At 63.3% G+C, this 22,260-nt stretch carries 20 protein-coding genes and 1 tRNA gene; 13 read left to right on the forward strand and 8 right to left on the reverse strand.

The genetic code is table 11. The annotated features are described in order from the left end of the window. From RBA95_RS13450 to astB, 6 genes are all read left to right on the forward strand, one after another. On the forward strand, nt 1–362 hold a 362-nt coding region (locus RBA95_RS13450), incomplete at its 5' end, for an OmpA family protein (protein ID WP_306017390.1). A 255-nt stretch (nt 363–617) separates the two neighbouring features. Next, the gene (locus RBA95_RS13455; protein ID WP_306017391.1) at nt 618–1,910 is read left to right on the forward strand and encodes a cystathionine gamma-synthase family protein; all 1,293 of its coding nucleotides are present in this window, start codon (nt 618–620) and stop codon (nt 1,908–1,910) included. A gap of 15 nt (nt 1,911–1,925) precedes the next feature. Then, complete coding sequence (locus tag RBA95_RS13460) at nt 1,926–3,185, forward strand: hydrolase (protein ID WP_306017392.1); 1,260 nt, start codon at nt 1,926–1,928, stop codon at nt 3,183–3,185. A 17-nt stretch (nt 3,186–3,202) separates the two neighbouring features. Then, nucleotides 3,203–4,225, forward strand: coding sequence for an arginine N-succinyltransferase (locus RBA95_RS13465; protein ID WP_306017393.1), 1,023 nt, complete (start codon nt 3,203–3,205; stop codon nt 4,223–4,225). Next, entirely contained in the window at nt 4,225–5,676 is a 1,452-nt protein-coding gene (gene astD, locus RBA95_RS13470) for a succinylglutamate-semialdehyde dehydrogenase (protein WP_306017394.1), read from the forward strand. The genes RBA95_RS13465 and astD overlap by 1 nt, the downstream gene beginning before the upstream one ends. 2 nt (nt 5,677–5,678) lie before the next feature. Beyond that, nucleotides 5,679–7,028 carry an N-succinylarginine dihydrolase gene (gene astB, locus RBA95_RS13475; RefSeq protein WP_306017395.1) on the forward strand — a complete coding sequence of 450 codons (1,350 nt, stop codon included), beginning with the start codon at nt 5,679–5,681 and terminating at the stop codon, nt 7,026–7,028. Nucleotides 7,029–7,097: 69 nt separating this feature from the next. Here the strand turns inward: astB and RBA95_RS13480 are convergent, their stop codons facing one another. The 3 genes from RBA95_RS13480 to RBA95_RS13490 form a co-directional block, all read right to left on the reverse strand. After that, nucleotides 7,098–8,030 carry a beta/gamma crystallin-related protein gene (locus RBA95_RS13480; RefSeq protein WP_306017396.1) on the reverse strand — a complete coding sequence of 311 codons (933 nt, stop codon included), beginning with the start codon at nt 8,028–8,030 and terminating at the stop codon, nt 7,098–7,100. A gap of 102 nt (nt 8,031–8,132) precedes the next feature. Beyond that, nucleotides 8,133–9,902: a gamma-glutamyltransferase gene (gene ggt / locus RBA95_RS13485; protein ID WP_306017397.1), complete on the reverse strand. Its 1,770-nt coding sequence runs from the start codon at nt 9,900–9,902 to the stop codon at nt 8,133–8,135. 84 nt (nt 9,903–9,986) lie between these two features. Beyond that, nucleotides 9,987–12,008: an AsmA family protein gene (locus tag RBA95_RS13490; protein WP_306017398.1), complete on the reverse strand. Its 2,022-nt coding sequence runs from the start codon at nt 12,006–12,008 to the stop codon at nt 9,987–9,989. Nucleotides 12,009–12,180: 172 nt separating this feature from the next. On the opposite strand from RBA95_RS13490, the gene RBA95_RS13495 reads away from it, so the two are divergent. The 3 genes from RBA95_RS13495 (at nt 12,181) to RBA95_RS13505 (ending at nt 14,012) form a co-directional block, all read left to right on the forward strand. Next, the gene (locus tag RBA95_RS13495; protein ID WP_306017399.1) at nt 12,181–12,972 is read left to right on the forward strand and encodes a M48 family metallopeptidase; all 792 of its coding nucleotides are present in this window, start codon (nt 12,181–12,183) and stop codon (nt 12,970–12,972) included. Between the two features lie 112 nt (nt 12,973–13,084). Next, nucleotides 13,085–13,161: transfer RNA gene (locus RBA95_RS13500), tRNA-His, on the forward strand. 200 nt (nt 13,162–13,361) lie between these two features. Beyond that, complete coding sequence (locus RBA95_RS13505; protein ID WP_306017400.1) at nt 13,362–14,012, forward strand: hypothetical protein; 651 nt, start codon at nt 13,362–13,364, stop codon at nt 14,010–14,012. Nucleotides 14,013–14,045: 33 nt separating this feature from the next. On the opposite strand, the gene RBA95_RS13510 is transcribed toward RBA95_RS13505, so the two are convergent. Next, a complete protein-coding gene (locus RBA95_RS13510; protein WP_306017401.1) occupies nt 14,046–14,462 on the reverse strand; it encodes a DUF6491 family protein in 417 nt (138 codons plus the stop codon). Here RBA95_RS13510 and RBA95_RS13515 point away from each other — a divergent pair. The 3 genes from RBA95_RS13515 to RBA95_RS13525 all read left to right on the forward strand — a co-directional run bounded on the left by RBA95_RS13515 (nt 14,461) and on the right by RBA95_RS13525 (nt 17,786). Continuing rightward, the gene (locus RBA95_RS13515) at nt 14,461–15,687 is read left to right on the forward strand and encodes an FAD-binding oxidoreductase (RefSeq protein WP_306017402.1); all 1,227 of its coding nucleotides are present in this window, start codon (nt 14,461–14,463) and stop codon (nt 15,685–15,687) included. The two genes, RBA95_RS13510 and RBA95_RS13515, sit on opposite strands and share 2 nt — an antisense overlap. A gap of 56 nt (nt 15,688–15,743) precedes the next feature. Continuing rightward, nucleotides 15,744–16,544: a hypothetical protein gene (locus RBA95_RS13520; RefSeq protein WP_306017403.1), complete on the forward strand. Its 801-nt coding sequence runs from the start codon at nt 15,744–15,746 to the stop codon at nt 16,542–16,544. Between the two features lie 87 nt (nt 16,545–16,631). Next, complete coding sequence (locus tag RBA95_RS13525; protein WP_306017404.1) at nt 16,632–17,786, forward strand: DUF2336 domain-containing protein; 1,155 nt, start codon at nt 16,632–16,634, stop codon at nt 17,784–17,786. 48 nt (nt 17,787–17,834) lie between these two features. Here the strand turns inward: RBA95_RS13525 and RBA95_RS13530 are convergent, their stop codons facing one another. From RBA95_RS13530 to RBA95_RS13545, 4 genes are all read right to left on the reverse strand, one after another. After that, on the reverse strand, nt 17,835–18,326 hold the full coding sequence (locus RBA95_RS13530; RefSeq protein WP_306017405.1) for an Hpt domain-containing protein: 492 nt from the start codon (nt 18,324–18,326) through the stop codon (nt 17,835–17,837). Nucleotides 18,327–18,350: 24 nt separating this feature from the next. After that, complete coding sequence (locus tag RBA95_RS13535) at nt 18,351–18,863, reverse strand: response regulator (protein ID WP_306017406.1); 513 nt, start codon at nt 18,861–18,863, stop codon at nt 18,351–18,353. A gap of 67 nt (nt 18,864–18,930) precedes the next feature. Then, entirely contained in the window at nt 18,931–19,689 is a 759-nt protein-coding gene (locus RBA95_RS13540) for an NAD kinase (RefSeq protein ID WP_306017407.1), read from the reverse strand. Between the two features lie 46 nt (nt 19,690–19,735). Further along, nucleotides 19,736–20,611, reverse strand: coding sequence for a DUF2336 domain-containing protein (locus tag RBA95_RS13545; protein ID WP_306017408.1), 876 nt, complete (start codon nt 20,609–20,611; stop codon nt 19,736–19,738). Nucleotides 20,612–20,890: 279 nt separating this feature from the next. Here RBA95_RS13545 and egtB point away from each other — a divergent pair, with 279 nt between their 5' ends. Further along, nucleotides 20,891–22,174, forward strand: a complete 1,284-nt coding sequence (egtB, locus tag RBA95_RS13550) for an ergothioneine biosynthesis protein EgtB (RefSeq protein ID WP_306017409.1) — start codon at nt 20,891–20,893, stop codon at nt 22,172–22,174. Nucleotides 22,175–22,260: the final 86 nt, after the last annotated feature.

A 22,260-nucleotide genomic window follows, 5' to 3' on the forward strand; every position in this document is an offset into this window, starting at 1 on the left:
CGCCGCCTCCGGCGCCGGAATGTGAAGACGCCGGCTTCGTGGTGTACTTCGCTTGGGACCGTTCTGAGATCTCCAGCCAGGCGGCTGCCGTGATCAACCAAGCGGTCAACCAGGCTCGCGAATGCGGTGTGGCTTCCGTGAACATTGACGGTCACGCTGACCGTTCGGGCGCTGCCGCCTACAATGTGGGCCTGTCCGAACGCCGCGCCCGCGCGGTTCGCGACGAAATGGTGCGCCTGGGCGTGCCGGCGTCCGCCATCTCTCTCGACGCCTTCGGTGAAAGCCGTCCGGCCGTCGAAACTCCGGATGGCGTGCGTGAGCCGCTCAACCGTCGCGCTGAAGTGCTGATCGACCTGAACTAGGTCTGTCGCACTGGCGAAAGATTGCGGCCCGGGGCGTCATGCCCCGGGCCGTTTTCGTTTCAGGGCTTGCGCGATTTCTCGCAAGGTGAGGCGAGCTGCGGTGCAGCAGGCTTTGAGCAGGCGCCGCAGGGCTGGCATGACCGGGGCCGGGCGGGTTGACCGCGCCGCGCCCGCATCGCAAGTACCTGCCATCACCGACTTACATTTTAACGCCCGCCCGGTCCCGGCAGGGCGTTCTGAACAAGGACCTGGCCGATGAGCAAGCCGGATACTCCCTATCGCAAACGCGCGCTGGGCGACCGCGCGCTGAGCCCTGAAACCCTGATGATGAGCTATGGCTTTGACGCCAAGATGTCTGAAGGGTCCATCAAGCCGCCGGTCTTTCTGACCTCGACCTTCGCCTTCGCCACTGCGGAAGAGGGCGCCGCCTATTTCCGCATCATGGGCGGCAAGAAGGAAGCGGGCGATCCTGAAACCGCCGGCCTTCTGTATTCGCGTTTCAACAACCCGAACATGGAAGTGCTCGAAGACCGCCTGGCGGTTTTTGAAGGCTCTGAAGACGCGCTGGTCTTCTCTTCGGGCATGGGCGCCATCTCGACCGTTCTGATGGCGCACTCCAAGGCGGGCGACGTCATTCTGCAATCCACGCCGCTCTATGGCGGGACCGAAACGCTGATCCGCTCCATCTTGCCGCAATACGGCATCGACAGTGCGGACTTCTTCGCTGGCGCCTCGGAGGCGGAAATTCGCGAAGTTGTGGACGCGGCGATGAAAAAGGGCCGGATCTCGGTTCTGTATTGCGAGACCCCGACCAACCCCACCAATGAAGTGGTCGATCTGCAGCTCATGGCGAAACTGGCCGATGAAATCGGCGAGCGCCAGGGCCATCGTCCCCCCGTGGTCGTGGACAACACCATTCTGGGCCCGATCGGTCACAAGCCGCTCGAGCTGGGCGGCGACATCGTGGTCTATTCGCTGACCAAGTATATCGGCGGGCATTCCGATCTCATCGGCGGCGCCGCGCTGGGCAAGTCCGACCAGATGCTGCCGGTGCGCAAGCTGCGTTCGGGCATGGGCACCAATCTGGACCCGCACACCTGCTGGATGCTCGCGCGGTCGCTGGAGACGGTGACCCTGCGCATGCGCGCCGCCTTTGAGGGCGCGCGCAAGGTGGCGGAATACCTGCGCGATCATCCCAAGGTGAAGAAGGTCCGTTATCTGGGCTTCCTCGAAGAGGGATCGCGTGACCATGAGGTGCACAAGCGTCAGTCCGGCGACATGCACGGCTCCACCTTCGCCTTTGACGTCGAGGGCGGTCAGGATGCGGCCTTCCGCATGCTCAATGCGCTGAAAGTCGCCAAGCTCGCCGTGTCCCTGGGCGGCACCGAAACCCTGATCTGCCACCCGGGCAGCACCACCCATGCGGCGGTGGATCGCGAGCTTCAGGAGCGTCTGGGCTTTGATCCGGGCATGGTGCGCGTGTCGATCGGGGTCGAGAACCCCGATGATCTGATCGCGGACTTTGAACAAGCGCTCAAAGAAGCCTGAACAAGAAAGACTTCCATGACTGACATCTCCCTCGACCATGACGAACGCAAGGTGCTCGATTGGGTTGAAAGCCGGGGCGATCACATGATCGAGACGGTGAAGACCTGGTCGACCATCAATTCGGGCAGCCGCAATGCGGAGGGCCTGGAGACCATGCGCTCCGCCCTGTCTGATGCGTTCGCCGAACTTGAGGGCGATGTCAGCGCGGTCGAGCTCAAGCCGTCCACGACGGTCGAGCTCGACGGCGAGATCAAGGACGTGCCCTATACGCCGTCCATGAAGGTGTCCAAACGGCCCGACGCGCCTGTGCGCATCGTGCTGACCGGCCACCATGACACCGTCTTTCCCAAGGATAGCGGGTTCCAGGATTGGCGCCTGCTTGATGACGACACGATCAACGGGCCGGGCGTCGCCGACATGAAAGGCGGACTTCTCGTCATGCTGCACGCCCTTCTGGCGCTAGAGCGCAGCCCGTGGGCCGATCAGATCGGTTACGATGTTCTCGTGAGCCCGGATGAAGAGATCGGCTCGCTGGGCTCCGGCCCCGTACTGATGGAGCTGGGCTCCAAGGCGCATGTGGGCATGACCTATGAGCCGGCCTTGGCGGATGGCTCGCTGGCGGGCGCGCGCAAGGGTTCGGGCAATTTCTCGCTGCGCTGTCTGGGACGCGCCGCCCATGCGGGACGTGAACACCATCTGGGGCGGAACGCCATCGTCGCGGCGGCTGATTTCGCCCGGTCGCTGGATCTGCTCAATGGCCAGCGTCCCGATGTGACGTTCAATGTCTCGCGCATTGATGGGGGCGGGGCGCCCAATGTGGTGCCGGATCTGGGGATTTGCCGCTTCAATGTGCGGGTGAAGACCGAAGAGGACGCCATCTGGGCCAAGTCCGAGATGGAAAAGCTGGTGCGGGCCGCCGATGCGCGGGACGGCATCACCGCAGACCTTCACGGCGGTTTCACACGTCCGCCCAAGCCGATGAGCCCCGCCAACCAGCGCATGTTCGACTGGACGCGGACGGCGGGTCAGGCCATAGGTTTGGACATAAAGTGGGCCGATACCGGCGGCGTCTGCGAAGGCAATAATCTGTGGGCGTCCGGTTGTCCCAATGTGGACACGCTGGGTGTGCGCGGCGCCGACATCCACTCTGACCGCGAGATCGCGAAGCTGTCGAGCTTTGTCGAACGCGCCCAGTTGTCAGCGGTGATGTTGATGCAATTCGCGCGCGGACGGTTCAATGCGCAGGATGCCCGGGCTCTGTCAGAGGCCGGTTAGAACAAGGGGGACGCGCCATGCTCGTGGTGCGCGCCGCACGGTCTGATGACCATGCCGCATTCGTAGAACTCGCGCGGGCTGCGGGTCCGGGTTTCACCAGCCTGTCGCTGGATGACGAAGCCCTGCACGCCAAGCTCATGCGCTCGGAGCAGGCCTTTGAAGGCGTGCTGCAGGACCGTTCGGACTGCGTCTATCAGCTGATGCTGGAAGACTCTGTCACCGGGCAGGTTTACGGCACCGCGGCGGTGAAGGCCGAAGTCGGGGTTAAGAAGCCCTATTTCGATTTCAAGATCTTCACCATCGCCCAGTCGTCCCAGGAAGCGGACCGCCGTTTCGACATGGACGCCATGTTGCTGGTGAACGATTTCGCCGGCTGCACCGAAGTGGGCTCCTTGTTTGTGAGTGACGCCCTGCGCGGTTCGGGCGCCGGGCGCCTGACCTCTCAATGCCGCTACATGCTGGTCGCGGCGGATCGCTCCCGTTTTGGTCATCGCATGCTGTCTGAATTGCGCGGCGTCGTGGATGAAAAGGGCGAGTCCGTCTTTTACGAGCACGTCACGCGTCCCTTCTTCCGCATGTCGTTCCAGGAAGCGGATTCCCTGTCCGCCGCCACCGACAACCAGTTCATTCTGGACCTTATGCCGCGCTCGGCGATCTTTCTGGATCTCCTGCCCAGTGAGGTTCAGGCCGTCATCGGCAAGACCCACCCGCACGGCGCCAACGCCTTGCGCCTGCTGGAAGATGAGGGCTTCCGGTATGATCGCTATGTGGACATTTTCGATGGCGGGCCCCTGGTCAGCTGTGAAACCGACGATGTGCGCACGATCAAGGACAGCCGCCTGATGACCGTGGCGGACGGCGCGCCCGACAGCGAACGGATCCGCGCCCTGGTCTCGAACAATCAGATGCCCGACTTTAGATGTGTGCATGCAGAGGTGAGCGTCACCGGAGACGCCGTCTCGCTGGATGCCGACGCCGCCCGCGCGCTGAATATCAGCGCGGGAGACACCGTACGCCTGTGGACCAAGGAGCTTAGCTGATGGCGCATTCCGCTTATATCTCGGGACAATGGGTTTCTGGCGGCGGCGCCGCGATGAGCTCCACCGATCCGGCGACCGGCGATACGGTCTGGACCGGCAAGAGCGCCACGCCTGACATCGTCAAGGAAGCCTTCGGGTCGTCTCGCGCAGCCTTCGGCGAATGGGCGCTGACTCCGTATGAAGAGCGCCGGGCGGTGGTTGAGGCCTATGGCGAGATCGTCAAGGCGGAAGCGGATCATATCGCCCAGCTGATCAGCCGCGAGACCGGCAAGCCGCTTTGGGAAACCAAGGGCGAGGCGGGCGCCATGGCCGCCAAGGTGGGCGTGTCGATCGCCGCCCATGATGAGCGGGCGGGCCGGAAAGTCACCGAAACCGAGTTCGGTGAAGCCGTGCTTGATCACAAGCCGCTGGGCGTGATGTTCGTCCTCGGCCCGTACAACTTCCCCGGACACTTGCCGAACGGGCATATCATTCCCGCGCTGCTGGCGGGCAACACTGTGGTGTTCAAGCCGTCCGAGCTGACCCCGGCCGTGGGTGAATTCATGGCTCAATGCTGGGAGAAGGCAGGCTTGCCCGCCGGCGTGCTGAACCTGGTGCAGGGCGCGCGTGAAACCGGCGCTGCGGCGCTGGACGATCCCCAGCTTGACGGCGTGCTCTTTACGGGCAGCTGGAACACCGGTTCCTTCATTCACAAGAAGTTCGCAGGTCGCACGGGCGTGCAGCTGGCGCTGGAGATGGGCGGCAACAATCCGCTCGTGGTCTGGGACGCCGCCGACGCCGAAGCCGCTGCGCGCATCGCGGTGCTGTCGAGCTATATCACCGCGGGCCAGCGCTGTTCGTGCGCGCGCCGTCTGATCCTGCCGCAAGGCGCTCAGGGCGACGCTGTCGTGGACCAGCTGGTCGGGATGATCGGCAAGCTCAGCGTCAATGTCTGGAACGCCGACCCCGAGCCCTTCATGGGCCCGCTGGTTTCCGCCCAGGCGGCGAGCCATGTCCTGAAGGCGCAGGATGACCTGATCGCCCTGGGCGCCAAGCCCATCGTCAAATCCGAAGCCATGGCGCTGGGCGACGCCTTTGTCAGCCCCGGGCTTCTGGATGTGGATGGCGTGGACACGCCGGACGAGGAAGTCTTTGGTCCGCTCCTGCAGGTGCGCCGGGCGGACAGTTTCGAAGCCGCGCTCAAGGAAGCCAACAACACCGCCTATGGCCTGTCGGCCGGGCTGGTGTCTGACAGCGAGGACTTGTGGAAGCAATTCTGGGCAGGCAGCCGCGCCGGCATCGTGAACCGCAACCGTCCGACCCCGGGCGCGGCGTCCACCATGCCGTTTGGCGGGCCGGGCCAGTCGGGCAATCTGCGTCCGAGCGCGTACTATGCGGCGGACTATGTCGCCTATCCGGTGGCGACCCAGGCGGCGTCCAAGGTTGAGAAGATGCCGGTGAAAGGGCTTTAGGCATGAGCGCGGTGGAAGCCAATTTCGACGGCCTTGTCGGACCGACCCATAATTATGGCGGCCTTGCGCCGGGCAATCTGGCGAGCGCGAAGAACTCAGGCTCCATCGCCGCGCCGCGTGCGGGCGTTCTCGAAGGTCTGGCCAAGGTCAAAAGTCTGGCCGATGCCGGTCTGGTCCAGGGCGTGCTGCCGCCGCAGGAGCGCCCGTATATCCCGCACCTCAAAGCGCTGGGGTTCTCCGGCGCGAGCGACGGCGCGATCTGGGAAGCGGCGTATAAGGCCCATCCGGCCCTGGCGCTGAACATGCTGTCCGCCAGCTCAATGTGGGCGGCCAATGCCGCCACGGTCAGCCCCAGCGCCGATACGCAAGACGGACGCCTTCATTTCACGCCGGCCAATTTGCTGACCGCGCTTCACCGCTCCATCGAGGGTGAGCAGACCCGTCGCGCCCTGTCGGCGATCTTTCCCGATCCTGCGCGCTTTGCGGTGCATGACACGCTGCCTTATCAGTCCGCATTCGCCGACGAGGGAGCCGCCAACCATGTGCGCCTGTGCGCCGAGCATGGCGCGGAGGGCGTGGAGATCTTCGTTCATGGTCGTGATGCGTTTGAAGCCTGGGACGGGAAGTTTCCCGCGCGTCAGACCTTGCAGGCCTGTGAGGCGGTCGAACGTCGCCATGGCCTGAAATCCGCGCGCACCGTGCATATCCGCCAGTCGCGCAAGGCGATCGAGGCGGGCGCCTTCCACAATGATGTGGTCTGCGTCGGGACCGGTCCGGTGCTGTTCTTCCATGAGCATGCCTTTGAGGACAAGGCCGAGGCGCTGGACGCCATCCGCCGGGCGGCGGACGGTTTGTTCGAACCGGTCTTTGTGGAAGTGCCCGACGCCGAGGTGCCGCTGGCGGACGCCATCACATCCTATCTGTTCAACTCCCAGCTCCTGGTCTGGCCCGGTGAGGTGCGTCAGGTGTTGGTGGCGCCCAAGGAGACCGAGGAAACCGCCTCCACGAACGCCTATTGCCAGCGTCTGGTCGAGGGCAATTCCCCCATCGGCGCGGTCAAATTCGCCGATGTGCGCCAGTCCATGCGCAATGGCGGCGGGCCGGCCTGCTTGCGCTTGCGGGTGGTTCTGACAGAGGCCGAGCGGCAAGCCGTCAATCCCAAGGTGATGATGGATGATGCGCTGTATGCGCAGCTGACCGACTGGGCGAACACCCATTATCGCGAAGCGCTGAGCCCTGATGATCTGGGCGATCCCGCACTGGTGGATGAAAGCCGTCGCGCCCTTGATGCGCTGACGTCCATTCTGGGGCTGGGATCTGATTTCTATCCCTTCCAGCGACAGGGCGCCTGACCGCGTATCACGTCTGAAAGTAAAAACCCCGGCGCGCGCGCCGGGGTTTTCTTTTGGATGCCCGTGCGTTTAGCGCACGCAGAGCACGTCCACGAGGGCTTCATTGCCGCGCACGGGGCGGCGTTCACCCAGCGACCAGACCGAGCCCCGGGCCCGCTCCACGCCGTAATGAATGGCGCGGCCCAGTCCGCTGGCGCGGCACAGCCGGTCCGCCTCCTGCTCGCCGCACCGGCCATAGCTGCGGCCGTCACAGGCGGCGATCGCATACCCGTTCGTGGTGGGGCGGGCGAAGAACACCGATTGCACGCCGTTCACACCGCCCTCGATGCGGTCAGAGCCGTAGCCGGGACGCCCGGGATAGCCGTAATCATCATCATCACGGGGGCGGCGCTGATTGGTCGCCGAGCTGATCTCGCGATTGAGGTTGTAGGCGTTGAGATTGCGGACATCGCGATCAATCTCCACGCAGCGCCCGCCGTAATCGGCATGGCGGCAGAAAGTCCAGTTGCCCGAATGCACTTCGATGGACTGGGCGGCGTCGTTGAAACCCAGCCGGTTCAGATTGTCGACGGGCTCGATCAGCGTGACGCTGCGCCCGGTGAAGTTCGGGCCCGACCAGAGCGTGACGCCATTGTCCCGCGTGCGGCCCCGGCGGCCGCGGTCATGGACCGGACGGATCGAGCTGATGCGGTCATTGAACGCCCATTGGGTCATGTTCGGCAGATCGGAGTCGATCACCTGGCACGAGCCGCGATAGCTCGCATCCACGCAGACTTCCCATTGTCCGCCGCTGATCCGGATGGAGCTGGCCATGTCGTTGAAGTTCAGCCAGTCCAGATTCTCGGCATCGGTCTCGATGACCACCGAGCGTCCCTGATAATTGGGCTGGTCATACAGGGTAATGGATGCGTCGCGACCACGTCCGTGACGTTGGGCCTCGGCGAAGTCCGCAGTGACAACGAGACCGGCCAGGGCAGCGAGCAAAACAGGGGCGAAACGCATATCAGTCTCCTTACACTCAGATCAGACTATGAGCTTGCTTATGAAGCGTCCAACCTGAACCGGGACTGAAAGCGAAATCGCCCCTGTGTTCATCACAAGGCTTTAATAGCCTTGCGCGTTTCCGTCCTTGCGCATCTCACTGGCGCCATAGAGCACGCCGGTTTCGCGATCCCGCCAGATGGCCTGATAGCCGCCAAAACCGCCATCGGACTCCCCGATGACATGGCCGCGCGCTTCGAGCCCTTCGCGCACCTCGCCGGGCACGCCGCTTTCCAGATGCACCACGCCGACACCGGCGGTCTCGCCGGCTTCGCCGGTTTCCGAGGTCGAGCCTTCATGGCGCCAGCGTGCGGCGTCGCCCGCCTCCTGAACGTTGAGGCCGAAGTCGATGATGTTGGTGACGATCTGCACATGGCCTTGCGGCTGCATGCTACCGCCCATCAGGCCAAAGCTCATCACGCCCTCGCCCTCCTGAGTGATCATGGCCGGAATGATGGTGTGGAAGGGACGCTTGCCCGGCGCGTAGACATTGGGATGGTCCGGATCAAGGCTGAACAGCTCGCCCCGGTCCTGGAACATGAAGCCGAGACCATCCGGGACCAGGCCCGAGCCCATGCCGCGGAAATTGGACTGGATCAGCGAGACCATCATGCCGTTGCCGTCCGCAACGGTCAGATAGGTGGTGTCGCCATCCTCGAGGATCGCCGGATCGCCATGGGTGACGCTCTCCATGGCCGCGTCCATGGAGATGAGCGCGCGACGACGGTCCGCGTACTCTTCGCTCAAAAGGGCCTCGACAGGCGCCGGCGCAAAGTCGGGGTCCGCGTAGAACCGCGCCCGGTCTTCGAAGGCGAGGCGCTTGGCCTCGATCTGCACGTGCAGGGCTTCCGGGCTCATGAAGCCCATGGAGGCAAGGTCATACTCTTCAAGGATCTGCAGCATTTGCAGGGCGGCGATGCCCTGACCCTGCGGCGGCAGCTCCCACACGTCATAGCCGCGATAGTTCACGCTGACCGGGTCCACCCATTCAGATTGGTGATTGGCGAGATCCTCATAGCGGATCCAGCCGCCGATGCGCTGCATGTAGGCGTCGATCGTGCGCGCGATCTCGCCCTCATAGAAGGCGTCGCGACCGCCCTCGGCGATCTGGCGCAGCGTGTTGGCGAGGTCGGGATTGGTGAAGACCTCACCCTCGCGCGGGGCATCGCCATCTGCGGTCAGATAGGTGGCGCGGGCATTGTCGAACTCCTCGAACCCGCCCTGTTCAAAGCGGTCTGCGAGGATGGTCATGTTGCGATCCCAGTAATAGGCGATCGTCTCGGTGAGGGGAAAACCTTCCTCGGCATAGCGGATGGTGGGCGCCAGGACCTCGTCCATCGGCATCTCGCCAAACCGGTCATGCAGGGTGAACCAGCCATCCACCGTGCCCGGCACGGAGACGGGCATCGCGCCCAGCGGCGGGATGGCGCCGTCTTCACCGACGGTCTCGACAACCTCGTCATAGCTCAGCCCCATGGGCGAGCGCCCGGCGCCGTTCAGGCCATAGACCTGTCGGGTCTCGGGATCATAGACGATGACGAAGATATCCCCGCCAATGCCGTTGCCGGTCGGCTCCATCAGGCCCAGCGCCGCATTGGCGGCGATGGCGGCGTCCACGGCGTTGCCGCCGGACTTGAGTACATCCAGCGCCACCTGGGTCGCCAGCGGATGGGCGGTCGCGGCCATGCCCTGGGTGGCGGTCACCGGTGAGCGCGTGGCGAAATGATCGCCGCTGACCCGGTCGCCGGGATAGAAGGTCTGCGCGCCTGCTGACGCGCCGAATTCACTAAAAGCCATGGCGGCCACCATGCCCGCTGCTGCGATCTTGTTCATAGGCTTGCTCCCCTGGTGAGGGGCGGACGTCGAGGCCCGCCCGTTCGGAGCAAGTAGATAAGCCGCAGCGCCTGTGATCAAGGCCTAGTTGGGCTGTTCGCCGCCATCCTCCTCGTCCGGCGTCTCCTCGGAGCTGTCGCGCGAATTGTTCAGCAATTGCCCGAACAGGCCGCGCACGACATCCTCGGGCGTGGCGGGGCTCTCGTCTTCTGCTTCGCCATCGCCGGACTGACGCAGCAAGCGTCCGGCCTTCTGGCTCAGCAGATTGCGCGCGACGGCTTCAAAGTCGATGCGAGCGGAGACATTGTTGAAACCGCCCTCAAGCCGCACCGGAACTTCCAGACCCTGAAGGTCCAGCTGGCCGCCCTGACCGGTCAGGGACTGAACCGCACGCGGGGTCAGCCGATAGTCGATGCTCTGGGCCCCGAGATCGATTTGGCCATTGCCGAGCACGCGCAGCAGCGGGCTGAGCATTTGAAGGTCCTGATTGCTGACCACGCCATTGGTGACGGTGAAGCTGCCGCCCAGGGTGGAGAAATCGGTTTGCTCGGACTCAGCGAATGCGGTGGGCAGGGCGCGGTTCTGCAGCGCGGTCTGAACCGTGCGGATCATCTGGGCGAGATTGACGCCCTGAATGGCGCCGTCATTGAATTCGAACCGGCCCGTGCCCGAGAGCGAGTTCATGATGGCCGCCGGGCTGGCGCCATTAGCGGTCAGGTCCATGGTGAACCCACCATCGCCAATCAGCCGGTCAAACTGGGCGGCGGCCAGCAAGAAGGGCTGGGCCTGCAGGGAATCAAGGTTAGCGTTGAACGAGAAGCTGGGCGTATTGCCGCGCGCATTGATCACCGCGACCGCTTCGCCGGCGCCGCCATACAGCTGGAAGCGGTTCAAACGCGCCGTCAGCCGGCCCTGGTCCAGCGTGGTCAGGGCGGTCACATCGCTGACTTCGATGTCGCGGGCCTTGAGCTCATCTGCGCGAATGGTGATTTCGGTGTCCACGGTGCGCAGGGGGGCGAGATCCATCGGCTCGTCGCTCCACTCGGAAATCCCAGAGCCGCCAGAGCGGTTCGCGTCAGGCGCGCTCTCCGCCGGTATGTACGGCGTCAGGTCCAGAAGGGCTGTGCTCAGCTCGCCCGTAATGCGCGGACGTGCGCCCGAATAGTTCAGGGTCATGCCGCCACGGGCGTTGATGTCGTCAAAGCTGATGCGGGCATCGTTCAGGCGCACCAGGCCCGGCTCGCCCGAAACGGCCGAGCGTGCGCTGAACTGGCGGAAGATGTCGCCATCAGGCAGGTCGGCGCCCAGATACCGCGCCAGAGCGCGCAAGGGCAGGGTAACGTCCATTTCGCCGTCAAAGGCCAGCTCGGCGCTTTCAAGAAACCGTCCGTCCAGGGTGAGATCTGCGAGCGGGCCGTTCAACGTGGTGGAGAAGGCGGTTTCCTGGCCTTCGAAGAAGCCGCGCAACGAGCCCAGCTCGGCATTGAAATCCATGGGGCGGCCATCCGCTTCGAACGAGCCGCGCAGGCGCACGGGTTGATCCACGGACGGCAGGTCAATGGACAGGTCAAGCGCGTCGAAGCGCCGGGTCTGGACGCCGTCATCAAAGATCACCGCGCCGTTCTCGATGCGGACATCGCCAAAGCTGGCTTCAAAGGGCAGGGCGCCGGGGCGGCGCTGGAAGCCATCCTCCCCATTGGCCTGCGCTTCGGCTTCGGCATTGTCCCCGAAGGTCCAGTTGTTGCCGCTCGTATTGCTCTGAAGGCGGATGACCGGATCGACGAGCACGAATTCCTCGATTTCGATCTGACGCTGCAAGAGCGGGATCAGCGCGACGGAGACCCGCATCTCCTGCATCTGGGCGAAGGGCTCCTCGCCAAAGCCGGGGGCGTTGGCGATCCGAGCGTCCTGGGCGCGGACCTGAAGTTGGGGGAGAACCTGAAGCCGAATGTCGCTGGCGAGGATGACGTCCCGTCCGAGCGCGTCTGTCGCTGCGGTTTCCGTGCGCTCTCGGATCACATCGGTCGGGATAAGGGCCGGCGCCACAAAGGCGACGCCGATCACGAGGATAACCAGGGCCAGAAGGGCGATGAGCAAGCGGCGCATGAAGTAACTCCCCGAGAGCGCTTTTGGGCGGCGTCGATCAGGCTGAGCTTGCGGAATTCCCGCGATCAGCGACAATGATTTACCATATCGCTCAACCTGACCCCAGCCGGTAAGGGGTGGTGTGGGCGATTTCATGGCGAAAGCGCCTGAAATCAGGAATAGGGGACATGTAATGACCGAAGACGAACTCAACGCCCTGCCACGGGTCAATATGGGCCGTCGTGAATTGCTGGTGGGGCTGGCCGCCGGCACCGTGTTTCCTCTGGCCGGGTGCGCCACCGATGGCGGTTTCGGCGCGGCCCTGGTGTCTGACGCTCAGATCATGCAGGCCTCCCAAGCCGCCTGGGAGCAGGCTCGCCAGCAAGAACGCATCAGCCAGGACCGGACGCTGAACAATAGGGTGCGGCGCGTGGGCCAGCGCATCGTCCCGGTCTCGGGCCTGACCCAGTATCAATGGGAGTTCGTGGTCTTTGACTCCGACCAGCAGAACGCCTGGGTGCTGCCCGGCGGCAAGGTCGCCTTCTATCGCGGCATTCTTGAAACCATGCAGAATGATGACCAGGTCGCGACCGTGATGGGCCATGAGGTGGCGCATCTGAGCCGCAATCACGCCGCGCAGCGCGCCCGCCAGCAGGCGGCGGCCGGGCTCGGGCTCGCCGTGGTGAACGCCGGGCTCGGCGCCGCCAATGTCGAGAATGTCGATACGTGGGCCGGCATTCTGGGCACTGGCGTGACCTATGGGGTGCTGTTGCCTTATTCGCGCCAGCATGAGCTGGAAGCGGACATTCTGGGCGTCGATTACATGGCGCGCGCCGGGTATCGCCCGTCCGAGGCATTGGAGTTCTGGCAGGCCAAGGCGGCCCAGAACGCCCGTCGTCCGGTGGAGCTCATGTCGACCCACCCCTCGGACTCCACACGCATTGAAAACCTGCAGCGCCATATCGCCGAACAGGGCTATGCGTAAGGCGCTGATCACGGGTGCGCAAAGCGCAGAAACGGGTCTTGCGCCCCGCCGCGCCCGGCGCTAGTTTCCGCGCCCTGTCGTGAGGGCTCAGCCCCGACAGGGCGCAAAGCGTGCCGCCTTAGCTCAGTTGGTTAGAGCGCTAGATTGTGGATCTAGAGGTCCCCCGTTCGAACCGGGGAGGCGGTACCATTTCTTCTCGGAACCCGATCAAAACCGCTGGCAGTGGCGCCTTAGCCTCACAGGCGAATTGTGATTCTCAAGCCTCTGTTTTTGGAGGCTCAATCAAGGTCTTCCACAGCTTCCGCCCAAATCGTTAACGCGAAGTCTTGTGCCTGCGCAGAATTGAGACACCATATTTTCCAGCGCGAATCTCTAGTTGTGAGGCGGATATGGGACGGTTGAGTGCAGGCGGCGCCCAGTTTGTCATCATCGAGAGCGACCCGATTTATTCGGATGCGGCTCTGGATCGGATCTGTACGCGTCACGACATCGCCGCCAATAAACGCGGCGCGCTCAAGCGCGTTCTTGAGGAGGCCGGACAGGTCTATCTGGACCAGATGCAGCTTAGCGGTCGACCGACTCAGACCATCCGCTTGCGCCAGGATCTGCGCAAGGGGCTGTGCCTGCTGTCGGAATTGATGGAGCTCGTGCCCGACATGCATGAAGCCGGGCCGAGCGGCGCGGACTCTGCTCACGCCGCCGCCTTGCGTGAAGGCGATCGTCAGGTGAAGTCCGCCGCGACGCGCTCGCTGGGCTTGCTCGCGGATGCGCCTTCGACCCTGGGTTATCTCAAGGATGTGTACGAGGCGGCGCTGGAAAGCGCGGCGCGCGGCGCTCGCGGGGCGCCCGAGCGGGCTCGCACGATTGATCGCTGGCGCAGCCCGGTCATCGAGTTCTACACGCGCACGCTGGGGCGGGCCTGGATGGATACCGGCACCGAACATGATGGTGAACGCTTCATTCGCGACTGTCTCGCCGTTCTGGAAGATGGCGCGGCAAAAGCGGAACAGGATGAAGCGGCCTCCGAAGTCGCCAGCTGAGCCGTCAGGCTTTCTTCAAGGGCGACAAGGCCGCTATCTTTCGCTTGGCGTGTCCTGGCCTGAGCGTTCAGCGATCAAGGCCCGCGCCATCTCTGCGTTCTCCACTTCCTCAATCGACTCGATGCGGCAGCGTCCGCCATCTGGGACGACGACGTATTCCATGCTGGCGTTGCAGATGCGCGTGCGGTTCGGGAAGCTGAGCCCGACCTGCATGCCGTGTTCAAGTCCGTAACAGGAACGTCGCGTCGTCACGAGGTAATGGCGACTGGCGCCGCTATTGAGCAGCAGGTGCTGGTCATCCAGCGATGAATAGCCGTTGATGTTGAGGATGCGAACGCATTCGCGCGCCGGCTCTTCGGTCGCCTGGGCCTGAGCCGGGCCGGAAACCATCATCCCGGCTGCGAGCGCCGCCACTCCAAACAGGGTCGAAACGGTTGCAGCTTGCGCCATGGCTATGCCTTTCTTGTCGGAGTACATCAGACGCGCTGATGTCTTCTCGCCCAACGGGATCACCCGCCCCATGCCCATGCGCAGTCTAGCTCAAAATCTGCCCGATCACACCCTGATCGTCGGAGGCGGGGCGGTCGGACTGGCGTGCGCCTGGGCTTTGGTCCGGGCGGGCGCACAGGTGAGCCTCGTTGACGCCCAAAGGGTTGGACAAGGCGCGGTCTGGGCCTCTGGCGGCATGCTGGCGGCAGGTTTCGAGGCCTGTTTTGAACTGGAGCCCGAGCATCCGTTGGCGGAACCCTATGCAGCCTTCCTGCGCAGCTCACAACGGCTTTGGCGTGATTGGGCGCCAGAAGTACAGGCGTTGAGCCGCCAGTCTCTGGGCTATGAACAGCAAGGCTCGCTGACCCCGGCGTTCCAGGCGAGCGATAGGGCGCGTCTGGATCAAGGCGAGGCTCTGGCCAAGCGCTTCGGCGTGCTGACAGAGCGCGTGGATGCGCGCACGCTGGCCCAGATCGAACCGAGCCTCGCGCGCGGACACGGCGCCCTCGTGTTCCCGCAAGATGGTCAGATCGACAATCGGGCCATGGGGGGTGTGTTCGCCGACGCCATCAAGGCGAAAGGCGGCGAGCTGATTGAACAGGCGCGAGTGAAAACGCTCTTGCGTCAGGCCGGGCGTGTCTGCGGTGTAATTCTGGAAGACGGGCGGGAACTCCAGGCCGATTGCGTTGTGCTGGCGACGGGCGCGGAACGGTTCGCAGATCTGCCCGATTTTGCCCGCATGACGCCGGTCAAGGGTCAGATGATCCGCTTTGAACGCGCCCGTCATGCGGCCCCGAAGCGTGTGGTGCGCGCCTTGTCGATTTATCTTGCGGCCAAGTCGGGCGATCGACTGATCGCAGGGGCCAGCAGTGAAGCGGGGCTGTCCAGTCTGGACACCGATGAGGAGACGGTTTTGCGCCTGGCCCGCGCCGCGCAGGCAGCTCTCCCAGGGCTGGAAGGGGCAAGTGTTGTGGAGCAATGGGCCGGGCTTCGTCCTCAATCACATGACGCCATGCCGATCGTGGGCGCGCTGGAGCCCGGACTTCAGCTGGCGCTCGGGGCGTATCGGAACGGTGTTCTGGCGGCGCCGGCCATGGCGGTGATGTTGCTGGAGGCGCTGGGGGCGACGTCACGGACTGCGGCGACGGATTATTTCTCACCCGAGCGCCTCGCGCTGAGGTGTTAACGAATGTTTACCACATGGATGGCACTGTGAATGCCTAACGATTCGCGGTGGTCGCCATGTCAAACCCCATCAATCCAGCCGGCGCCAATGCCGTCTCTCCGTCCCGCCTCATTGCGCAGGCGGCCGAACGGACAGGGGCGGATTTCGACTTCCTGATGCGCACCGCCTCGCGCGAGAGCGGCTTTGATGCTGGCGCGCGCGCCGCCACATCGAGCGCAGCCGGTATGTTCCAGTTCATCGAACAGACCTGGTTCGCCATGGTGGCGCGCTATGGCGACCAGCATGGCATGGCCGAAGAGGCCGCCGCGATCCAGCAGAACGCCGATGGCCGGTTCCATATCGCCGATCCGGCGCGCCGTGACGCCGTGCTCAATCTGCGTTTTGATCCGCAGGCCGCGTCTTACATGGCGGGCGAACTGGCGGCCGAGAACGCGTCGCGTATTGAAAGCGCCATCGGGCGCTCCCCCAGCAGTGGAGAGCTCTATGCGGCGCACTTCCTGGGCGCGGGCGGGGCGATCCGTCTGATCGAGGGTGTGCAAGAGAACCCGCAACAGCGCGCCGATCAGCTCTTCCCCAACGCCGCCGCGGCGAACCGGCCTGTCTTCTATGACAATGGCCGGGCGCTGAATGCGGCCGAGCTGATGGAGAAGCTGACCGGAGAGGCGGCGACGCTGACCCGTGAAGTGGCGCAGGTGCAAGAGCCGAGCTCCCCCGTGACGGCCATGGCGTCGTCCTGGGCGCGGTTCGCACAAACGGGCTATGGCGCGGCGCGGATCGGTGATGGCGTGCTCTCGCCATCCGTTGTCGAGATCCTCGCCTCTCTCAAAGTACCGGAACGCTCGTCATCCGATTCATAAAAACAGTGATAACTCGCGCAACAGGTCGTTAACTTCTTGTTGAGACGCTAGGGGCGCGAACAGACCCAATATGAGGCTCGTAGTGCCATGACTGTTCAGACCCTGCGTGCGCGGCTGACCCGCGATGACATTCAGCGCCTGTCAAACGCCACTGATACCGAGGGCCGCGCCCTGGCGGCGCGCAAATTCTGCGCCCGCTTCGCTTCCGTCGATCTGAGCGAGGATGAGCGCGCCATCGGTTCCGAAGTCGTCCGTCTGCTGGCGGATGACGCCGCTGAAATGGTCCGACGTTCCCTGTCGGTGACCCTGCAACGCTCCACGCATTTGCCGTCCGATGTGGCGCGTAAGCTGGCTGAAGATGTGGACTCGATCGCCTTGCCGGTGATCGCCGGCTCGCCGGTGCTCAGTGACGAGGATCTTGTGCAGATCGTGCGCTCCTCATCCTCGCGTCGCCAGGCGGCGGTCGCCGCCCGCGCGTCAGTCTCGGAAAGCGTTGTTCACGAGATCGTCGAAGTGGGCGACCGGGAGGCGGTCAAGATCCTGGCGTCCAATAATGGCGCGCGTTTTGATGAACGCGGCTATGCCTCGACCCTGAATCGGTTTGATGGCGATGCTGATGTGCTGGACCAGTTTGTCCTGCGCGATGCGCTACCGGTGAACATCACAGAAAAGCTGATCGCTCATATCTCCGATCAGGCGATGCAGAAACTCGTCAACCGTCACGCCCTGCCGGCTCAGCTTGCTGTCGAGCTGGCGGAAGGCGCGCGTGAGCGTGCGACGGTTGATCTTGTGGAGCAGGCGGGCCTGTCGGATGAACCGCGCCGTTTCGTGCAGCAGCTGCAACTCAACGGACGCCTGACGCCGTCACTGATCCTGCGCTCGCTGTTCCGCGGTCATATGAGCTTCTTTGAGCATTGTATGGCCGAGCTGAGCGGTTTGGGCCATGAGAAGGCTTGGCTGCTGGTGCACGATGCGGGCAATCTCGGGCTTGAGACCCTGTTCAAACGCGCGGGCATGCCTGCGCGCATCCTGCCCGTGGCGCGGGCGGCGGTGTCGGCCTGGCATTCGCTGGAAATCGGCCCGAACGGCACGCCGGACATTGTCCGCTTCCGTCGTCTGCTGGCCGAGCGCATCCTGACCCAGTTCCAGGGCGTGCCTCAGGCCGAGCTCGACTACATCATGGATCGTCTGGACGCGGACGAGACCGAGCTCAATCGCACCGCCATGGCTGTCGCCAGCTAGGGCGCGAAGCGACCTTCGTACAATATGTGAGGAATGGGTCGGCGCGGATTAATCCGCGCCGACCAGTGCTACGACCTGGGTTTCCAGCTCTTCGGCGAGCTGTCGGCCGACCGGGTCATCTTCAGACCGGATATTCTGGATCAGGGCGGCGCGGATTGAGCTCGCATGGGCGCGCACCAGCGCGACCGGAGCGATCGAGCGGCGCTGTTTGGTCTCGATCAGCTTGGCGAGCGAACCGGAAATGCGCGAAATGATCGGAAATTCGTAGGTTGCGCCCAGGCCGCGCAGATCGTGCGCGCAGGTGAACAGCATTTCCCCACTCTCGCCCAGCAGGCCATCCTGGCTCACTGAATCCATGAGCGCTTCCATCTTGGTGACCTCTTCGGCCAGCCAGTCCTGGAACTGGTGCTTGATCTGGCCCAGGGCCATTTCCGCACGTTCAATCGCCGCCTGGTCGGCCGGAGGCAGCTTGCCGCCAACCTTGGCCTTGAGCATGTTCGGCGGATTAATGATCTCAACCGATTTGTCAGGTTTTGCCATGCTTAGGAGGCTCCGCTTCCTATCTCAACTCTTGACCCCGTAACGCACGCGACGGTCATCGTCGACATGCGTATCGAGCTTGCGGCGCCGGTCCGGTCCGAAAAAGCTCTTCGAATCCACAAAACGCCTCGGTTTTCTAAACATCGACGAAATGTGTTGGTAAATGCTTTCCGGACTGAACGGTTTCACCATGAATTCGGTCACGCCAGCATCGCGCGCTATTTTCACGCGCTCAGCGTCAGCATAACAGGTCAGCATCAGAATGGGCAGGGTGGGGCACGGACTTTTCGACGGATTGCGAACCCAGCGCACGAGCGCGAGGCCATCAACGGGTTTCATCTTCCAGTCGCAGATGAGCAGATCGATATGCTCGTGCTGAAGCACGTCGAGCGCTGTCCGGACATCGCCGGCTTCATAGATGCGAGCTGCGCCCATCGCATTCAGGATCGTGCGCAGAATGCCGCGCATCGCCGCATTGTCGTCGACAATGCAGACCGTCATCCGATCCAGGGTCAGATAGGCGTCGCTGGGCTTCACGCGCGGCTCCCTGCCAGTACGGTCGAGACGCTAGCAATCAGTCTTTAATGCGCAGTAAGCCAACGGGTCAGGTGGCGAACTGTTCCAGCAAGATGCGTTCGTCCAGAGCGCGGCCCTTGTCAAACAGCATGGTCAGGGTGTGCCCGGGCGCCTGGCAGATGGTCACCGTCTCTGCGTCGCGGAATTCCTTGTTGTCCGCCACAACCGCAACAGGACGTTTGCGCGGCTCGAGAATATCGAAACGCACCATGGATGACTGTCGCAACAACGCGCCGCGCCAGCGACGCGGGCGAAAGGCGCTGATCGGAGTGAGCGCCAGCAAGGTGGCGTCCAGCGGCAGGATCGGGCCATGTGCAGAGAAGTTGTAGGCTGTCGATCCGGCGGGCGTCGCCACTAGAACGCCGTCCGCGGCCAGCTCCTCCAGCCGGGTCTTGCCATCCACGCTGACGCGGATCTTCGCCGTCTGACGCGTTTCGCGCAGCAAGGAGACTTCGTTGATCGCAAGCGCTTCAAAGGTTTGTCCGCGCGTATCGCGGACAATGGCCCGCAGCGGATGGATTTCGGCGCGTTCGGCCTGGTCGAGCCTTTCGATCAGGTCGCCCACGCAGGGTTCATTCATCAAGAAGCCCACGGAGCCGAAATTCATGCCGAAGACGGGGATTTTCCGCCCCATGACCGAGTGCAGGGCGTCCAGCATCACACCGTCACCCCCGAGGGCGATCAGCACATCGGCGTCCAGAAGGTCGACTTCGCCATAGCGCTCGACCAGTTCGGCTCTGGCGGCTTGGGCGTCATCGCGATCGGAGGCGTGGTAAGCCAGGCGCATGGCGGATCCTGTCTGCTCGCCCTGAAAGCGGAAGGGAGGGGAGGGCTTAGTGGATTGAACCGTCTGCACTCATCCGGTGCAAGGCCTGACGTGCGCTGTCGCGGGAGTATTGCTGATAAAGCTCGCCCACGGCCCGTTTCGCCGAATTGGTCGGCAGGGGATGTGCTCGTCCCTGGTTGCAGAGCGCTTCGTAGAACAGGTGGGCGTGATCAATGTTCATCGCCATGGCGCGGGCGGCCAGGAGCGACACGCGCACCGGTGAGCGGCGCAGAGCCTGCCGCCAGTCGGCCGGCTCCAGGCCCGTCAGGCGGGCGATAGCGTGATCGGAAATGTCGGTGCGCCCATTCTGCGTGGCGCGCAGTACATCCTCGGCGTTCAGCGCTTCATGCTCTTGAAGCTGACGGCTGAGTGAATGACCGAGACCGTCAAGATCTTCCCCATCGTCATCTTTTTCCAATCCGGAGAGTCTGGGCAGCACTTCGGGACACACATCAGAAAGCAGACCATGAACAGCGTCACCGGCTAGAGCGTAAAGGGTTTGTGCAAACTCGACTTCAAGCTTGCCGCGCCCGGACAGGGCGTCCTGAAGCAGGCTGTCAGCCTTGATGAGGTCTGCGGTCTGCTCTGCACAATGCGCGTTCAGGTCTGCGCCCATATTGGCGAACAGTCTGGAGAGGCAGGCTGGCTCGCGAAAACTGCTGAGACGTTCTGCGAGCGCTTCGCTAATCGCTGAACGTTTCGCCAGGCTCATGCGTTGTTGAGGTCCCAGGCCCGCAAGGGCCATCAGATCCTGTTCCTTCAACCGCTCGGACTGTTCCAGAATGGGCGTCGAAATTTCAAAGGCGTCAAACGCCAGCGCCCGTATCGCCTCCAGTGGCGCCCAGGGGCATTGCGACAGCTTCAAGGCGGCGCGGGTTCGCACTCGCGCTTCGGCGGCGCGTAAAAAGCGCGTGAGGTGCGTGTCGATTTCACTGAGAACAGGTTCAGGCAGGGGACGAAGCGTGCAAAGGTCAGTGAGAGCCAACGCTTTACGCCCCGCCCGTTCAGAAGGCAGGGTTTGTCCTGTCAAAGGGTCTGAGGTCGAACGCAGCATTAACCCCTCATGCGATGTCGGCCTGACCGTACGATTCGTAATCGCCAGAATGACTGAATCTTAGTTAGTGAATCATTAGCAACGGCGGAGATCGATGTGCCTAAAGATATGAATGCAGTTGCTTTTAACGTTCTCAAGGAGCGCTTTAAGGGGGTTCGGTCTCAAACCGAGGCCCTGGCGGCAGTGTTTTCTGCAGAAGATCTGTGTGTCCAGACGATGCCGGACGTGTCGCCGGGCAAATGGCATCTGGCGCATGTGAGCTGGTTCTGGGAAACCTTTTTGCTCCAGCCGGCGCTGAGCGATTACACGCCCTTTGATCCGCGCTTCAATTATCTTTTCAACTCCTATTATGAAGCGGTTGGCGAGCGTCATGCCCGACCGGAACGGGGCTTTCTGACCCGGCCGGGCCTGGACGCCGTACTCGCCTATCGGGCCCATGTGGACCAGGCGGTCTGTGACTGGTTCGATCAGGCCGACGCGGCAACGGTGGATGACTTTCGCGCCGTGATCGAGACCGGCTTTGCCCATGAGGAACAGCATCAGGAATTGTTCCTGACCGATATCAAGCATGTCTTGTCGCGCAGCAGCTTTCCCGAAGCCGGATATCCGCGCGACGATGAAACGCCGCCGCAGATAGCTCCCGAGCAGCCCGATCCGGTCTGGATCGCGTATGAAGGCGGATTGTACGAGTTCGGTCATGAGGGCGACGGATTCGCGTTCGATAATGAGGGACCGCGTCACAAGAGCTGGCTTGAGCCCTTCGCGCTCGCCAGCCGTCCCGTCACCAACGCCCAGTATCTCGCCTTCATTGAGGCGGGCGGATACGAGCAGGCCCAGCATTGGTTATCTGAAGGCTGGGAGCGGATGCAGGCTGAAGGACGCCGCCATCCGTTCTACTGGCGTCACGGTGAGAGCGGTTGGAGCCAGTTCACTCTGCACGGCGAACGGCCTTTGCATCCTGATGCGCCGGTCTGTCATCTCGACTATTATGAAGCCAGCGCCTTTGCGAGCTGGGCGGGGTGTCGCCTGCCTGAAGAACGCGAGTGGGAATATGCGGCGCGCGAACTGGATCCGGGCCATGGGCGCTGGGCAGACCCGAAAGGCCTGCTGGAGCCGGCCGCGATGAAAAAGGGGTCCAGCCTGCAAGCCATGTATGGCGAGGTCTGGGAATGGACGCGCTCGGCCTATTCCGCCTATCCCGGATATGAACCGGCGGAAGGCGCAATTGGCGAATACAATGGCAAATTCATGTGCGGCCAGTTTGTCCTGCGTGGCGGCTCTTGTCTGACGCCGCCTAACCATGCGCGGCCGACCTATCGCAACTTTTTCCCGCCGGATGCGCAATGGCAGATGACCGGCCTGCGCCTGGCCAAGGACATCGCGCCGCGCTGAGCCTTGTAGAGAAGGCATGGGCAGAGGCCGGAAAATGCGGTAAACAGTGTTTACAAAACCGCCGAAGAGCGGACGCCGCCATCAGA

The organism is Oceanicaulis sp. MMSF_3324, from assembly GCF_030733545.1.
Lineage (GTDB): Bacteria > Pseudomonadota > Alphaproteobacteria > Caulobacterales > Maricaulaceae > Oceanicaulis.

Coding starts and splice junctions, on each gene's coding strand:
- RBA95_RS13480 (WP_306017396.1), bottom strand. CDS start 8,030: ATGCGTTTCGCCCCTGTTTTGCTCGCTGCCCTGGCCGGTCTCGTTGTC.
- RBA95_RS13510 (WP_306017401.1), bottom strand. CDS start 14,462: ATGGCGCAAGCTGCAACCGTTTCGACCCTGTTTGGAGTGGCGGCGCTC.
- egtB (WP_306017409.1), top strand. CDS start 20,891: ATGAATGCAGTTGCTTTTAACGTTCTCAAGGAGCGCTTTAAGGGGGTT.
- RBA95_RS13525 (WP_306017404.1), top strand. CDS start 16,632: ATGACTGTTCAGACCCTGCGTGCGCGGCTGACCCGCGATGACATTCAG.
- RBA95_RS13460 (WP_306017392.1), top strand. CDS start 1,926: ATGACTGACATCTCCCTCGACCATGACGAACGCAAGGTGCTCGATTGG.
- RBA95_RS13455 (WP_306017391.1), top strand. CDS start 618: ATGAGCAAGCCGGATACTCCCTATCGCAAACGCGCGCTGGGCGACCGC.
- RBA95_RS13495 (WP_306017399.1), top strand. CDS start 12,181: ATGACCGAAGACGAACTCAACGCCCTGCCACGGGTCAATATGGGCCGT.
- RBA95_RS13465 (WP_306017393.1), top strand. CDS start 3,203: ATGCTCGTGGTGCGCGCCGCACGGTCTGATGACCATGCCGCATTCGTA.
- RBA95_RS13540 (WP_306017407.1), bottom strand. CDS start 19,689: ATGCGCCTGGCTTACCACGCCTCCGATCGCGATGACGCCCAAGCCGCC.
- astD (WP_306017394.1), top strand. CDS start 4,225: ATGGCGCATTCCGCTTATATCTCGGGACAATGGGTTTCTGGCGGCGGC.
- RBA95_RS13515 (WP_306017402.1), top strand. CDS start 14,461: ATGGCTATGCCTTTCTTGTCGGAGTACATCAGACGCGCTGATGTCTTC.
- ggt (WP_306017397.1), bottom strand. CDS start 9,902: ATGAACAAGATCGCAGCAGCGGGCATGGTGGCCGCCATGGCTTTTAGT.
- RBA95_RS13530 (WP_306017405.1), bottom strand. CDS start 18,326: ATGGCAAAACCTGACAAATCGGTTGAGATCATTAATCCGCCGAACATG.
- RBA95_RS13520 (WP_306017403.1), top strand. CDS start 15,744: ATGTCAAACCCCATCAATCCAGCCGGCGCCAATGCCGTCTCTCCGTCC.
- RBA95_RS13490 (WP_306017398.1), bottom strand. CDS start 12,008: ATGCGCCGCTTGCTCATCGCCCTTCTGGCCCTGGTTATCCTCGTGATC.
- RBA95_RS13505 (WP_306017400.1), top strand. CDS start 13,362: ATGGGACGGTTGAGTGCAGGCGGCGCCCAGTTTGTCATCATCGAGAGC.
- astB (WP_306017395.1), top strand. CDS start 5,679: ATGAGCGCGGTGGAAGCCAATTTCGACGGCCTTGTCGGACCGACCCAT.